The following is a 14,299-nucleotide window of genomic DNA, read 5'->3' on the forward strand; positions in this document are numbered from 1 at the left end:
AACCATGAACGCATCGCTCTCTTCCATGATCGTCCCCGCCGTGCTCTGGGCACTGATTCTGTTTTCCGTATTGAGTTGGGCACTGTTGCTGATCAAGTCGGCGCAGTACGTCCGCCAGAAGTCCCAGAACAAGCAATTCACCAAAGCCTTCTGGAGCGCACCGGACCTGCTCACTGCGGCCGAGCACTCCGCGCAATACCCCGGCGCGCTGGCGCGTATTGCCAACAGCGGCTTCGAAGCCATGGCGGTTGACGAGTCGCCGCGCACCACGCAACAACTGGCGCACACCATCAACCGCTCGGACCGTCTGGAGCGCAACCTGCGCCAGCAGATACAGAAAGAGCGTCGCGCGCTGGAAAGTGGCCAGGCGATTCTCGCCAGTATCGGCAGCACCGCGCCCTTCATCGGCCTGTTCGGTACGGTCTGGGGGATCATGGAAGCGCTGCAAAGCATCGGCGTGACCGGCTCTGCCAGCCTCGAAGCGGTCGCCGGCCCCATCGGTCACGCGCTGGTCGCCACCGGTGTGGGTATCGCCGTCGCCGTGCCAGCAGTGCTGATCTACAACTTCTTCCTGCGCCGCCTCAAGCTCGCCGTGGCCGACATGGATGACTTCGCCCACGACTTCGACGCCCTCGCCCAGCGCAGCGCCTTTGCCGTTACACGCCAGCCCATCGCCAGCAAGAATGGTCATGCCGTTCGGGAGGCCAGCTAATGTCTTTCTCCACTCAGGACAGCGATGAAGTGCTCAGCGAAATGAACGTCACGCCGCTGGTCGACGTGATGCTCGTGCTGCTGGTGGTGTTCATCGTCACCACGCCGCTGATGACTAACGCGATCAAGGTCAACCTGCCCAAGACCGACGCAGTCGCCCCCGCCGAGAAGAAAAACCCGGTGGTGGTCAGCGTTGATCAGGACGGCAAGTTCTACCTCGCCAAATCGGAAATCGCCCCCGAACTGCTGGAAAAAAGCCTGCAGGACGAGAAAGCCAAGGACCCGGAAATTCGCGTCCAGTTGCAGGCCGACACCGCCGTGAATTATGGCCAGGTGGCCAAGGCCATGGCCTCCATCGAACGCTCCGGCATTACGAAGATATCCGTCATGACAGCGAAATGACGCTCGACTGACCGGGTGGCTTCGCCTCGCGAAGCCGTCTGACCCGACCCCCGTGAATGCGGTTGTCCGTGGGCTGAAAAGCCCCTGGAGGGGAGCGGCTTGCTGGAAAAAGAAGAAGTGGAACTCCCGCTCGGCACAACCGCGTCGGGAACAGAGGGCTCACAAGGCCATTTCAATAATGTCTGGATCAAGTCGGAACTAACCATGCTGATGAATCTTCCCGGTTGCACCCTCAAACCACTGGCCCTCGCGGTCCGGCGTCATCCACGTGCCCTGCTCTGCGCATTGGCCATGGGCATGAGCGGTGCCCAGGCGGCAGACGCCGTCGATGCGGACACCAGCGGCTCGGCCGTGTCCACCAGTGCAGCGGTTGTGCCTGCCACGACCCAGCTGCAACGCGTCGAAGTGACCGGTTCGGCGATCCGCCGGGTCGATGCCGAAACCGCCGTGCCGATTACCATCCTGCGCGCCGATGACCTGAAGAAACAGGGCGTGACCACCACCCAGGAAATGGTCCAGCGCATCACCGGCAGCCAGTCGATCCAGAACAGTGCGGGCTCGATCGGCGCCAGCACCGGCGGCGCTTCGTTCGCCGACATGCGCGGCATCGGTGCGAACAAGACGCTGGTGCTGCTCAATGGTCGTCGTCTGGCCAACAACGCGATTTCCGGTGTAGGCACACCCAACGGCAGTGCCATCGACCTGAACATGATTCCGTTCGCCGCCATCGACCGCGTGGAAGTGCTGCGTGATGGTGCCTCGGCGCTGTACGGCACCGACGCCATTGGCGGCGTGATCAACTTCATCACCAAAAAATCCCTGACTGACGGCACCCTGACCCTCGGCGGCGAGACGCCGACTGCCAGTGGCGGCGGTGCGACCAAGGACATGAGTGCTAGCTGGGGTTTTGGTGATCTGGAAGAAGACCGCTTCAACGTCATGGGCGTGGTCAACTACAACAAGCAGCAGAATCTGGACGCCAACGACCGCTCGTTCACCCGGGATTACCAGCCGGGACGCGGGCTCAATCAGACTTCCGGTACGGCCTACCCGGCCAACTATTATCAGGGCGACAATTCCGCTAACCCGCTCGGCAGAAACTGCAGCGGTCCTAACCTGATTGCCAGCAACGGCATCTGCCGGTTCAGCACCCGCGAATACATCGACCTGATCCCGCAGACCGAGAAAACCTCATTCTTCGGCAAGGCCACCGGCAAGTTGGCCGACGATCACAACGTCAGCCTCGAATACTTCTGGGCCCGCAACAACAACCACACCGGCATCGGTCCGGCACCGCTGACCGGTCTGTCGCTGGACTCCTCATCGCCCTTCTACCCCGGCAACGGCATTACCCCGGCACCGACCGATTTCACCCTCGACCCGACGCAACCGGTCAGCACCGCATGGCGCGAAACGGCAGCGGGCGCACGAGGCTCAAGTGACCAGAACACCAGCCAGCGCTTTCTGCTGAATTTCGACGGGCTTGTGGGCGGCTGGGACTATAACGTCGGCGCTTCGTACAACCAGAACAAGGTGCTGTCCTCAGTGACCAGCGGTTTTGTCAGCGACTCGGCGATGCTGAACGGCCTTGCCAATGGCGTCCTCAACCCGTTCGGCCCGCAGACAGCGCAAGGGCAGGCGCTGATCGATGCCAGCGAATACCACGGTCAGTACTCCAGCGCTGTGGGCCGTGTGGCCGGACTGGATGCGCGCATCAGCCGGGAAATCGGCGACTGGTTCGGCGCGGGCCCGTCCGGTCTGGCGCTCGGCGGCGAATACCGCAAAGAGAAGATGCATCAGGACTTCGACCCCTTCGTCAACGACATCAGCAGCCTGGGTCTGGACGCAGCCGGCAGCGTAGAAGGCGACCGCAGTGTCAAAGCCGAATACGCCGAACTGAACGTTCCTGTACTGGACAGCCTGGAGCTGACCGCTGCTGTTCGTCACGATAAATACAGCGACTTCGGCAGCACCACCAACCCGAAATATTCGTTCCGTTACCAGCCGTTCAAGCAACTGGTGGTGCGTGGTGCCTACAGTGAAGGCTTCCGTGCGCCGTCGCTGTATGAACTCTATGCGCCGCGCAGCCTGAGCTACACCCAGGGCTACTACAACGACCCGGTACTCTGTGCCGGTGGCACCGTGCAACCCGGCGGTAACGCGGGTCGCGATTGCGCGCAGCAGTTCCTCAACAACAGTGGCGGCAACACCGAGCTGGCCCCGGAAAAAGCCCGCAACATGACCCTGGGCTTCGTCTATCAGCCGGTCAACAACCTGTCGATGGGCCTGGATTTCTGGTGGATTCATATCTCCAACCAGATTCAGTCGTTCCCCGAGTCGACCGTGTTCGATGACCCGAATACCTACGCCGACCGCTACGTGCGCGCTGCCGATGGTTCAATCGCCAACATCGTCACCGGTAACGCCAACCTGGGCATCGTCAAGACCAGCGGTGTCGACGTAACCCTCGACTATCGCTTCCCGAACACGCCTTACGGCCAGTTCGGTCTGGGCATGACCGGCACCTACGTTACCCGGTATGACTTCCAGAACATCATCGACGGCCCATACACCGACAAGGTCGGCGACTTCCAGGGCGACGGGGTGATTTCGCGCTGGAAACACGTGCTGACCGGTACCTGGGCACTGGGCGATACCCGCGCCTCCATCACCAACCGCTTCACCAGCGGCTACAACGACTACGACCGCACCACCAATGCGCGGGTCGCGTCGTATGCACTGTGGGACATGTCGGTGGGTCATACCTTTGACAAGGTGCTGGATATCGATGCCGGAGTGCGCAATATGTTCGACCGCAACCCGCCGTTCTCCAACCAGGCCTACAACTTCCAGTCCGGCTACGACCCTCGTTACGCCGACCCGCTGGGCCGCACCCTGTTCGCCCGCGCGACTTACCACTTCTGAGTGTGACGACGTGGCCCATACACGCTCCGTGGGCCACGTCAGATTGCGAGCTCGCCCCCTCCGGCCCAGGTTTCATCCGCCTTCCCCGGCCGGGGGCTTTTTCGCAGCGTTCCGTCATTCAGTGCGTACGAGGAAAGCCCCACCATGTCGCGTCTTAACCGTTTTCTGCGGCGCCTGCTTCTGGGTGTTGCGCTGTGCAGTGGCTGGCAGACAGTGCTGGCGACGCCGACCCACGCCTTGACCGTCTATGGCGAGGCAGCGAAATACCCGGCCGGCTTCCAGCACTTCGATTACGTCAACCCGAACGCCCCCAAGGGTGGTTCGCTGACCCGGTCGGCGGAAGAAATCGGCCAGTTCAATTACCTCAATCCCTACGTCGATCAGGGCATCAATGTGCGCGAGGTCGACAGCTGGGTGTACTCGCCACTGGCCTATCGCTCACTGGATGAGCCGTACACGGTGTATGGCCTGATCGCGGAAAAGATGGAGATGGACCCCGACGGTCTGTGGATTCGTTTTTTCCTCAACCCCAAGGCGCGTTTCGAGGACGGCAAGCCCGTCACCGCCGAAGACGTGCGCTACACCTTCGAGCTGATGACCACCAAGGGCAGCTTCAGCTATCGACCGATGTTCGCCGACGTCAAAGAGGTGACCATCGAAGGCCCGCTGCAGATTCGCTTCGACTTCAAAAACAACCTCAACCGCATGCTGGCGCTGGACATTGCCAGCCTGCACATCCTCCCCGAACACTGGTGGAAGACCCGCGACTTCGCCAACGGCGGCGGTTTCGAGCCGCCGCTGGGCAACGGGCCGTACCGGGTCGCCAGGGTCGACGCCGGACGCAGCGTCACCTTCGAACGGGTCAAGGACTGGTGGGGCAAGGACCTGCCGGTCAGCCGTGGCCTGTACAACTTCGACACGCTCACCGTGAATTACTACGGCGACACCGAAATCGCTCGCCAGCTGCTGCAGGCCGGGACGTTCGACTACAACCGCGAGTTCTCCTCTTCAGGCTTCGTGGTCGGCTACAGCGGCCCGGCGATTGACGACGGGCGTCTGCAAAAGCGCATCCTCGCACCGCAGCGCCCGGTCGCCGCGCAGGGCTTTGTGTTCAATCTGGACAAGCCCATGTTCAAGGACCGCCGCGTGCGCGAGGCGCTGTCGTTGCTGTGGGATTTCGACTGGATCAATCGCCGGGTCATGCGCAATTTCTACGTGCGCGAACAAAGCTACTTCCCGAAAAGCGACATGGCCGCCACCGAGCTGCCGACCCCGGCCGAGCTGAAGATCCTCGAGCCCTTGCGCGGCCAAGTGCCGGACGAGGTGTTCAGCAAGGTCTACCAGCCACCGAAAACCGACGGCAGCGGCTACATCCGTGACAAGCAGTTGCAGGCCCTCAAGCTGCTGGCCGAAGCCGGCTGGCACCCGAAAGACAACAAGCTGGTCAACGCGGTGGGCGAGCCGATGGTGTTCAGTTTTCTCGATGGTCAGGGCGGCTTCGACCGGCTGATTCTGCCCTTCAAGCGCACGCTGGCGCAGATCGGCATCACGCTGGATTTCCTGCGCATCGATTCGGCGCAGTACATCAACCGGCTCAACGCGCGGGACTACGACATGATCGTGGTCAGCCTGCCGAAAAACGGTAATCCGATCATCTCCCCGGGCCGTGAGCTGTACAACCTGTACGGCTCGCAAAGCGCCACCGAAGTGGGCAGCTCCAACGCCATGGTGCTGCGCAATCCTGCGGTGGACACGCTGATCGACGGGCTGGTCAGCGCCAATACGCGCAACGACATGGTGCTCTACGCGCGGGCGCTGGATCGGGTCCTGCAATGGGGTTACTACATGATCCCCAACTACTACTCCAAGGGCACGCCGCTGGTGTTCGCCAACCGTTTCGGCATGCCCGACGTGGCACCGATCTATGACGTGGGCCTGGAAACCTGGTGGCAGATCAGCCCGACGCCGCTGACCAACGCTCAGGCCACTGCGCTGACCGGCAAGCCTGCCGCCGCCAAGGAGTACTGAGATGCTGGCTTATGTGATTCGACGCCTGCTGCTGATCATTCCCACGCTGCTGGCCATTCTGATCGTCAACTTCCTGATCGTGCAGGCCGCCCCCGGCGGCCCGGTCGAGCAGGCCATCGCGCGCATTCAGGGCTTCAGCCCCAACGGTGTGGGCGGCGGCGGGGGCGAAGTGGCTGCCTCCGGCACCGCCAGCCGCAGCACCCGCGGGCTGGACCCGGCGCTGATCGAGCAGATCAAGCAACACTACGGTTTCGACAAGCCGGTGCACGAACGGCTGTGGCTGATGCTCAAGAACTACGCGCAACTGGACTTCGGCACCAGCTTCTTCCGTGGCGCGCCGGTCACCGAACTGATCGCGCAAAAGCTCCCGGTGTCACTGTCACTCGGGCTCTGGGCGACGCTGATCACGTACCTGATTTCCATCCCGCTGGGCATTCGCAAGGCGGTGCGGCATGGCAGTGCGTTTGATGTCTGGAGCAGCACGCTGGTGATCATCGGTTACGCCACGCCCGCGTTTTTGTTCGCCATTCTGCTGATCGTGGTGTTCGCCGGAGGCAGTTACCTGAGCTGGTTTCCGGCGCAGGGGCTGTTCTCGGACAACTTCGACAGCCTGAGCACCTGGGGCAAGGTGAAGGACTACCTGTGGCACTTGGTGCTGCCGGTCAGTTCGCTGGTGATCGGCGGGTTCGCCACGCTGACCATCCTCACCAAGAACAGCTTTCTCAACGAGATCAGCCGCCAGTACGTGGTCACGGCGCGCGCCAAGGGCCTGACCGAGCATCGCGTGCTGTACGGCCATGTGTTTCGCAACGCCATGTTGCTGGTGATCGCCGGTATTCCGCAGGCCTTGATCGAAGTGTTTTTCGCCGGCTCGTTGCTGATCGAAACCATCTTCGGCCTCGATGGTTTGGGGCGTATGAGTTACGAAGCGGCGGTGTCGCGGGATTACCCGATTGTGTTCGGCACGCTGTTTCTGTTCACGCTGTTCGGCCTGCTGATCAAACTGATCGGTGACCTGTGTTACACGCTGGTCGACCCACGCATCGACTTTTCCGCGAGGAGCGCCTGATGTTCGAGTTCTCTCCCCAGACCCGGCGCCGCTTCGACCTGTTCAAGGCCAACCGTCGCGGTTGGTGGTCGCTGTGGATCTTCATCGGCCTGCTGCTGGTGTGCCTGTGCGGCGAACTGATCGCCAACGACAAGCCGCTGCTGATCCGCTACGACGGGCAGTTGTATTACCCGGTGTTGCACACCTACATGGAAACCGATTTCGGCGGCGAGCTGCCCTTCGAGCCGGACTATGCCAGCGACTACGTGCGCAAGCTGATCGCGGCAAAAAACGGCTGGATGCTGTTCGCGCCGATCCCGTTCAGCTACGACACCATCAACTACGACCTGGACGCGCCATCGCCCAGTCCGCCGGACCACATCAATTGGCTGGGCACCGACGAGCAGGCCCGTGATGTGCTGGCGCGTGTGCTGTTCGGCGCGCGGATTTCCATTCTGTTCGCGCTGCTGCTGACCGCGATCAGCACGGTGATCGGCGTGTGTGCCGGGGCGATTCAGGGTTACTACGGCGGCATGACCGACCTGATCGGCCAGCGCATTCAGGAGATCTGGTCGGGGCTGCCGGTGCTGTACCTGCTGATCATTCTGTCCGGCTTTGTGTCGCCGAGTTTCTGGTGGCTGCTGGGGATCATGGCGCTGTTCTCCTGGCTGTCGCTGGTGGACGTGGTACGTGCCGAGTTCCTGCGCGGGCGCAACCTGGAATACGTCAAGGCCGCCCGCGCACTGGGCCTGACCGATGCCGCGCTGATGTGGCGGCACATCCTGCCCAACGCGATGACCAGCACCCTGACTTACCTGCCGTTCATCATCACCGGCGCCATCGCCACCCTCACTGCGCTGGATTTTCTCGGCTTCGGCATGCCGGCGGGCAGTGCGTCGCTGGGCGAGCTGATCGGCGAGGCCAAGCGCAATCTGCAAGCGCCCTGGCTGGGGCTGACGGCGTTCGTGGTGCTGGCCCTGATTCTTTCTCTGCTGGTGTTCATCGGCGAAGCCTGCCGCGACGCGTTCGATCCTCGGAGCTGACATGCAAGACAACCTGATTGAAATTCGCGACCTGCGGGTCGCTTTCAACGGCCGCGAAGTGGTGCATGGCGTCAGCCTCGACATCCGCCGTGGCGAGTGCCTGGCGCTGGTGGGCGAATCCGGCTCGGGCAAGTCGGTCACGGCGCATTCGATTCTGCGTCTGTTGCCGGCGAAAACCGTCAGCACCCAGGGCTCGATTCGTTACGACGGGCTGGATTTGGTGACTGCCAGCGACAAGCAGTTGCGCAGCCTGCGCGGCAACCGGGTGGCGATGATTTTTCAGGAGCCCATGAGTTCGCTGAACCCGCTGCACACGGTCGAAAAACAGATCGTCGAAATCCTCGTGACCCACAAGGGCCTGAAGGGCAAGGCCGCGCTGAGCCGCACCCTGGAGCTGCTGGAACTGGTCGGTATTCGTGATCCGCTGTCACGTCTCAAGGCGTATCCGCATCAACTGTCGGGCGGGCAACGGCAGCGCATCATGATTGCCATGGCGTTGGCCAACGAGCCGGATCTGCTGATCGCCGACGAGCCGACCACCGCGCTGGATGTGACCGTGCAGGTGAAGATTCTGGAGTTGCTCAAGTCCCTGCAGCAGCGGCTGAACATGTCGCTGCTGCTGATCAGCCACGACCTCAATCTGGTGCGGCGCATCGCCCAGCGGGTCTGCGTGATGCGTGAGGGCGAGATCGTCGAGCAGGCCGATTGCCAGACCCTGTTCGACAGCCCGCAACACCCGTACAGCCGTCTGCTGATCAATGCCGAGCCGGATGGTGAACCGGTGCCGTCCACGCACAGCAACACGCTGCTGTCGGTGCAGGACCTGAAGGTCTGGTTCCCGCTGGGCAAGGCCTGGTTCAAGCGTGAACCGCAGTATGTGAAGGCGGTGGACGGGGTGAGTTTCGAGCTGCTCAAGGGCAAGACCCTGGGCATTGTCGGCGAGTCGGGTTCGGGCAAATCGACCCTGGGCCAGGCGATTTTGCGCCTGGTCGATTCAGAAGGCAGCATCCGCTTCGGCGCCAAGGAACTGAGCCTGCACAGTCAGCACCTGATGCGCCCGTTGCGCCGTCAGTTGCAGGTGGTGTTTCAGGACCCGTTCGGCAGCCTCAGCCCGCGCATGACCGTGGAGCAGATCATTGCCGAGGGCCTGGTGACGCACAACATCGGTACGCCGAAAGAGCGTGAACAGACGGTGATCCGCGTGTTGCAGGAAGTCGGCCTGGACCCGGCCACCCGGCATCGTTACCCGCACGAGTTTTCCGGCGGTCAGCGCCAGCGTGTTTCCATCGCACGGGCACTGGTCCTTGAACCGGACCTGATCCTGCTCGACGAGCCGACCTCGGCGCTCGACCGGACCGTGCAAAAGCAGATCGTCGCCCTGCTGCGCGACCTGCAAATCCGGCATGGCCTGACGTACCTGTTCATCAGCCATGACCTGGCGGTGGTTCACGCCCTGGCCCATGACCTGATCGTGATCAAGGACGGCAAGGTGGTCGAGCAGGGTCCGTCCCGCGAGATCTTCGCCGCACCGCAGCAGGCCTACACTCAGGAACTGCTGCGTTCGTCGGGGCTGGTGTTCGCCTGAACGCGAAAACTACGCGTGAAAGCTCTTGCCCAGCGCTTCCAGGCGAATGGCCAGTGGCGACAGGCTCTGGCTGCTGGTCGCCAGCACACCGATATTGGCGGCGGTGTGTTCGGCGATGGTCTGCACCGAGCGCAACTGATCGGCCATTTCCCGGCTGACGGCGGACTGCTGTTCGGTCGTCGTGGCAATCAGGCCGTTGAGCTGGGTGATATGGCCGATGCCTTCGCCGACGGCGCGCAGGGATTGCGAAGCGCGCTGGCTGTCCTCGACACAACGCCCGACACCCTGCAGGCTGTCGCTCATGGCCGTAGCGGCCTGACGACTGCCTTTTTGCAGGTCTTCGATGATGGTCTGGATTTCCTTGGTCGAGGCTGCTGTGCGCTGCGCCAGGTTGCGAACCTCATCGGCCACCACCGCAAAGCCTCGGCCCTGCTCACCGGCGCGGGCGGCTTCGATTGCAGCGTTGAGGGCCAGCAGGTTGGTCTGCTCGGCAATGCTGCCGATCACGTCCAGCACCTTGCCGATCTGTTCTGACTGGTTGGCCAGGGCCTGCACGGTTTCGTCGGTGGTCGTGATGCGCGCGGCAAGCTGGGTGATTTCGCTCTGCGCACGGTCGACACTGTCGCGCCCATGAGCGACCTGATCACTGGCGTCACCGGCCCGCTGCACGGCTTGCGCGACGTGGCTGTAGATATCGTTCATGGCATCGCCCATGCGCTGCATCGCGCCGGTCATGCGGGCGATTTCACTGAGCTGATGCTGTGCACCGGTTTCCAGCGTACCGCTGGCCTTGGCGAGGTCATGACCCAGCTCGCCAAGCCCGCGAGTGTCACGCACTACGCCATCGACCAGGCCGGTGATCTGCGCCAGGAACTGCTCGAACCGTTGCGCCAGCGAGACATGTTTGCCCGACTGCTGGCTGGACTGGTTATCGGTAGAGAACTGGTTGGTGGTGGCCAGCATGCGATCAAGCATGTCCTGATTCTCGACCGCCTCGGCCTGATTCTGCACCGCCAGGTACACCAGAATCGCGCTTTCAACCACCACGTACACCGCATGCACAAGCACCATGCTCCAGCCGAAGCCGTGGTGCATGACGTACACCGGGAAGCCGGAATGCTGCAGGGCATGGAAACCGATGTGGTGGAGGGCGATGGTGACGGCAGCGACCAAAATCGGCAGCCAGTCGCGGTAGAAGGTCAGCACCGCGAGCAGGACAAAGATGCCGAAATGTATCTCGACCTGCCCGTGGGTCTGATTGATGTGCAGCGCGGTCATGACCATCAGGCCTACACCGAAACAGCAACGCATCAATCGGGTGCCGCCGATGGCCCGATACAGCCCGGTCAGCACCACCGCGGTGCCACCACCGACGACGACGGCCTGGGTGAAGGTGTCGAACCAGAACGCCAACCCGAGCGCGTAGATGAACAACAGCCAGATCAGACCCAGCATGATCCGGTCGGCCTTGCGGTAATGGTCAAGGAAACGAGGGGCTACGGGCATCGAACACATCCTTTTGAAATCCATGGCGACAGGGGCCCCTGCCGGCTTTCAAATCTGCACGAGCAAAAGCCCGGCCAAAGTGCCGTCCGGATAGTAGCGCTATGCCAGAATTTCAGACATACCTATTCTTTGCCGGCACTCAGGGCTACGTGTGCGGTGCGGCGCAGATATGTGACGCGGAGCGTCACGCAAGGCGTTCCCACGCTGGAGTGGTGTGACCCCCGAAGGTTGGACAATTATCCACCTACGCTGCCTTGGCGGCCTGCATTCTGTATTCCACAGGACTCAGGCCGTTAAGCTTCAGTTTTATGCGTGAGTGATTGTAATACTCAATGTACTCTTCGATACCCGCTTGAAGCTCATCCAGATCGTTAAATTTGTTCAGGTAGAAAAATTCGGATTTCAGCGTGCTAAAAAAGCTCTCAATAGCCGCGTTGTCGTAGCAGTTACCCTTGCGCGACATGCTGGCTGCGATCGAATTCTCATTGAGCAGTCGCTGGTAAATAGGCATCCGATATTGCCAGCCCTGGTCGGAATGCAAAATCGGCTTTTCATGCGGTCCAAGCCGCTTAAATGCTCCTTCAAGCATTTCGTCGACCATGGAGTACAGCGGGCGCCTGGCAATCGCATAGGAAATGATTTCGCCGCTGTACAGATCCATGATCGGCGACAGATAGAGTTTCTGGCCTCCTACTTTGAATTCGGTCACGTCGGTGGCCCATTTCTGGTTAAGGTATTGCGCTTTGAAATCACGCTTTAGCAGGTTAGGCGCGGCCTTGCCTGTTTCGCCTTTGTAGGAACGGTATTTCTTCACGCGTATCAGGCTCTTCAGGCCTAGCTGCCCCATTAGTTTCTGCACCGTCTTGTGGTTCACAAGATGGCCCGCCCTGCGCAAAGCTGCCGTGATGCGACGATAGCCATACCGGCCCTTGTGCTCGTAGAAAGTTGCCTGAATCAGGTCTTTCAGCCCGGCGTATTTGTCATCTGCCAGCAGTACCTTTTGTTGATAGTAAAAAGTGCTGCGTGCCAGACCGGCAAACTTCAGCAGGCCGTCCAGAGGATGTAAAGGCCTCAGTTCCATCACGATTTGCGCTTTTTCTGCTGCGCTATTCGTTGCTTCTTCTGAACCAAGGCATCGAGCTTTTTTAGATAATCGACCTCCATCCGCAGTTGCTTCACCTCGGCAAGCAACTCGTCACGCGAGCGCGATTCATCGTTGATCGGAGCGGAGTTCACAGGGGGAAGGGGCGTCGTCATCTTTCTTGGGCGTCCAACTTTCTTAGGGGGCTTTGAGGATGCGTTAAGAGCACCTTCGTCAAAAAGGCGCTGCCATAGATTGATGATGCCGAACTGACGGATATCGAACAAGGCCGCTGTCTGGCGCAGTGATAATCGCTCATCATGCATGCGCTTCAAAACAGCTAGCTTGAATTCGTCACTGTAACGCTGTCGCCTTTTCTCTTTAAGAGCGGCTGGGCCGTGGATCTGATAAGCCGCGACCCACTGACGAAGGCAGGAAAAGTCCACATCGTGGCGATGCGCAACATCCCTCAAACCTGCCTTGCCGGCACAATACTCTTTCACGGCTGCGAGTTTTGCCTGCTCTGTATATTTACCCATGACGCCTCCAAAGGTTGCATCCAACCTTCGGGGGTCACACCAGAGCGTGAGGAACGATAGTCGTCAGGGAGATCGCGGAACGGGTAGCGCGCGAGGTGTCCGGGCAAACACCATCGTGCCCATGCTCCGCGTGGGCATGCCGTTCTGGACGCTCTGCGTCCTCTCCGGGCTAGAGCTTCAGTGGCGCAACAGTTTGCGCAGCGGGACGCCGTCTTTCATGACCGGGGATTTGATGACGATGTAGCTGAAGTACTTGGAGATGCCGATGTTCTTGTCCAGCAGCTCTTCGATCACTTCCTGATAATGCTGAATGCTGCGGGTCATGAAGCGCACCAGATAGTCGTAGCCGCCGCTGATCAGGTGGCATTCCAGCACTTCGTCGACGTGACGGATGTTGGCTTCGAATTTGGCGAAGTCTTCGCGCTTGTGGTCGCTGAGGGAGATTTCCGTGAACACGGTGACCGATTCGGTGATCTTGGCCAGATTAAGGTGCGCCTTGTAGCTGGAAATGTAACCTGCCGACTCCAGGCGTTTGACGCGTTGCAGGCAAGGGCTCGCGGAAAGTCCGACGGCATCGGCCAGGCTGACGTTGGTCATGCGCCCGTCTTTCTGGAGTTCTACCAAAATATTGATATCAATCCGATCCAGTTTGACCAAGCCTTCCATTACCTACCTCATGTATTGCCATTCACGGTGCCTACCTTCTAGCAAAATCAGCGCCGTAAAGACAACTGATGCTGAGCGACCAGATCAGCCATGCTGTTGATACAGATATCCGCCGTGCAGGGCTGGCTGTGCTGTTCCCGACCACGCCGGATCAGGCACAACCCACCGCTCGCCAGCGCCGAGGCCGGGGGGCGGGAGACAAACAGGGTTTCGCGCGGCTCCAGATCCATATCGGCAAGCCAGCCCGTGTCGTCCAGCGGGTGGGTGGTCAGTGACAGCAGGCTGTCGGGCTCCAGCCCCAGTCGCTCGCACAGCAGACCGCGATCCTGCAGGTCGCGGTCGGCGTACACCAGCAATCGATAGAACTTGCGCAGGTAGAGCATCGCGCCTGGCGCATCTTCGAACAGCGTCCAGTTCGGCACGGAGCGGGCGAAGGTCATGCCCTCTTCCCAACTGGCCTTGATGCCCAGGCGTTCGGCCAGCTGGCGGTGCGCGAAGCACAGCAGGCCGCTGAAGCCCAGTTCGTCAAAGCGTGGGTACAAGGTGCGGACCACGTCATTGAATTCGGTCAGCACCTGGTCTTTCGCCGGCGTGTTCAGGCTGTTGTCCAGCAACGGCTGCAACGCCGACCAGACCCCCGAATCACGGTCCACCAGCACTTCATCACAATCGATCAGCAGTGCGCGGTAATCAATAAGCCCCATGGCAGGCAACGTCTCCATTCAACAATGATTCCCGGCGCGGGTGATCGCAGCGTCTCGCGAC

General features: G+C 61.0%; 11 protein-coding genes. 7 read left to right on the forward strand and 4 right to left on the reverse strand.

The window, feature by feature from the left end:
* Nucleotides 1-25 precede the first annotated feature (25 nt).
* The 7 genes from KUIN1_RS00715 (at nt 26) to KUIN1_RS00745 (ending at nt 9,742) form a co-directional block, all read left to right on the forward strand.
* Entirely contained in the window at nt 26-712 is a 687-nt protein-coding gene (locus KUIN1_RS00715) for a MotA/TolQ/ExbB proton channel family protein (RefSeq protein WP_003435083.1), read from the forward strand.
* Complete coding sequence (locus tag KUIN1_RS00720) at nt 712-1,113, forward strand: ExbD/TolR family protein (RefSeq protein WP_002555939.1); 402 nt, start codon at nt 712-714, stop codon at nt 1,111-1,113. The genes KUIN1_RS00715 and KUIN1_RS00720 overlap by 1 nt, the downstream gene beginning before the upstream one ends.
* 99 nt (nt 1,114-1,212) lie before the next feature.
* A complete protein-coding gene (locus KUIN1_RS00725) occupies nt 1,213-4,038 on the forward strand; it encodes a TonB-dependent receptor (RefSeq protein WP_003401691.1) in 2,826 nt (941 codons plus the stop codon).
* A gap of 144 nt (nt 4,039-4,182) precedes the next feature.
* The gene (locus KUIN1_RS00730) at nt 4,183-6,066 is read left to right on the forward strand and encodes an extracellular solute-binding protein (RefSeq protein WP_116886950.1); all 1,884 of its coding nucleotides are present in this window, start codon (nt 4,183-4,185) and stop codon (nt 6,064-6,066) included.
* 1 nt (nt 6,067) lies between these two features.
* A complete protein-coding gene (locus KUIN1_RS00735) occupies nt 6,068-7,135 on the forward strand; it encodes a microcin C ABC transporter permease YejB (RefSeq protein ID WP_060406318.1) in 1,068 nt (355 codons plus the stop codon).
* A complete protein-coding gene (locus KUIN1_RS00740) occupies nt 7,135-8,157 on the forward strand; it encodes an ABC transporter permease (protein ID WP_003437297.1) in 1,023 nt (340 codons plus the stop codon). The genes KUIN1_RS00735 and KUIN1_RS00740 overlap by 1 nt, the downstream gene beginning before the upstream one ends.
* A gap of 1 nt (nt 8,158) precedes the next feature.
* Nucleotides 8,159-9,742, forward strand: coding sequence for an ABC transporter ATP-binding protein (locus KUIN1_RS00745; RefSeq protein ID WP_152091777.1), 1,584 nt, complete (start codon nt 8,159-8,161; stop codon nt 9,740-9,742).
* Between the two features lie 9 nt (nt 9,743-9,751).
* On the opposite strand, the gene KUIN1_RS00750 is transcribed toward KUIN1_RS00745, so the two are convergent.
* From KUIN1_RS00750 to KUIN1_RS00770, 4 genes are all read right to left on the reverse strand, one after another.
* On the reverse strand, nt 9,752-11,248 hold the full coding sequence (locus tag KUIN1_RS00750) for a methyl-accepting chemotaxis protein (RefSeq protein WP_172980028.1): 1,497 nt from the start codon (nt 11,246-11,248) through the stop codon (nt 9,752-9,754).
* A gap of 244 nt (nt 11,249-11,492) precedes the next feature.
* A protein-coding gene (locus KUIN1_RS00760; RefSeq protein ID WP_152091779.1) for an IS3-like element ISPsy9 family transposase occupies nt 11,493-12,868 on the reverse strand; the annotation gives its coding sequence in 2 pieces (ribosomal slippage) (nt 11,493-12,397 and nt 12,397-12,868; 1,377 coding nt in all).
* Nucleotides 12,869-13,045: 177 nt separating this feature from the next.
* On the reverse strand, nt 13,046-13,534 hold the full coding sequence (locus KUIN1_RS00765) for an Lrp/AsnC family transcriptional regulator (RefSeq protein ID WP_002555947.1): 489 nt from the start codon (nt 13,532-13,534) through the stop codon (nt 13,046-13,048).
* A gap of 47 nt (nt 13,535-13,581) precedes the next feature.
* Nucleotides 13,582-14,238: an HAD family hydrolase gene (locus KUIN1_RS00770; protein WP_032619826.1), complete on the reverse strand. Its 657-nt coding sequence runs from the start codon at nt 14,236-14,238 to the stop codon at nt 13,582-13,584.
* Between the last annotated feature and the right edge of the window lie 61 nt (nt 14,239-14,299).

Source organism: Pseudomonas sp. KUIN-1 (assembly GCF_009176725.1).
Taxonomy (GTDB): domain Bacteria; phylum Pseudomonadota; class Gammaproteobacteria; order Pseudomonadales; family Pseudomonadaceae; genus Aquipseudomonas; species Aquipseudomonas fragariae.

Excerpts from the sequence above, each read along its gene's own strand:
- KUIN1_RS00740 (WP_003437297.1), top strand. The coding sequence starts at position 7,135 with ATGTTCGAGTTCTCTCCCCAGACCCGGCGCCGCTTCGACCTGTTCAAG.
- KUIN1_RS00715 (WP_003435083.1), top strand. The coding sequence starts at position 26 with ATGATCGTCCCCGCCGTGCTCTGGGCACTGATTCTGTTTTCCGTATTG.
- KUIN1_RS00750 (WP_172980028.1), bottom strand. The coding sequence starts at position 11,248 with ATGCCCGTAGCCCCTCGTTTCCTTGACCATTACCGCAAGGCCGACCGG.
- KUIN1_RS00730 (WP_116886950.1), top strand. The coding sequence starts at position 4,183 with ATGTCGCGTCTTAACCGTTTTCTGCGGCGCCTGCTTCTGGGTGTTGCG.
- KUIN1_RS00745 (WP_152091777.1), top strand. The coding sequence starts at position 8,159 with ATGCAAGACAACCTGATTGAAATTCGCGACCTGCGGGTCGCTTTCAAC.
- KUIN1_RS00735 (WP_060406318.1), top strand. The coding sequence starts at position 6,068 with ATGCTGGCTTATGTGATTCGACGCCTGCTGCTGATCATTCCCACGCTG.
- KUIN1_RS00765 (WP_002555947.1), bottom strand. The coding sequence starts at position 13,534 with ATGGAAGGCTTGGTCAAACTGGATCGGATTGATATCAATATTTTGGTA.
- KUIN1_RS00770 (WP_032619826.1), bottom strand. The coding sequence starts at position 14,238 with ATGGGGCTTATTGATTACCGCGCACTGCTGATCGATTGTGATGAAGTG.
- KUIN1_RS00720 (WP_002555939.1), top strand. The coding sequence starts at position 712 with ATGTCTTTCTCCACTCAGGACAGCGATGAAGTGCTCAGCGAAATGAAC.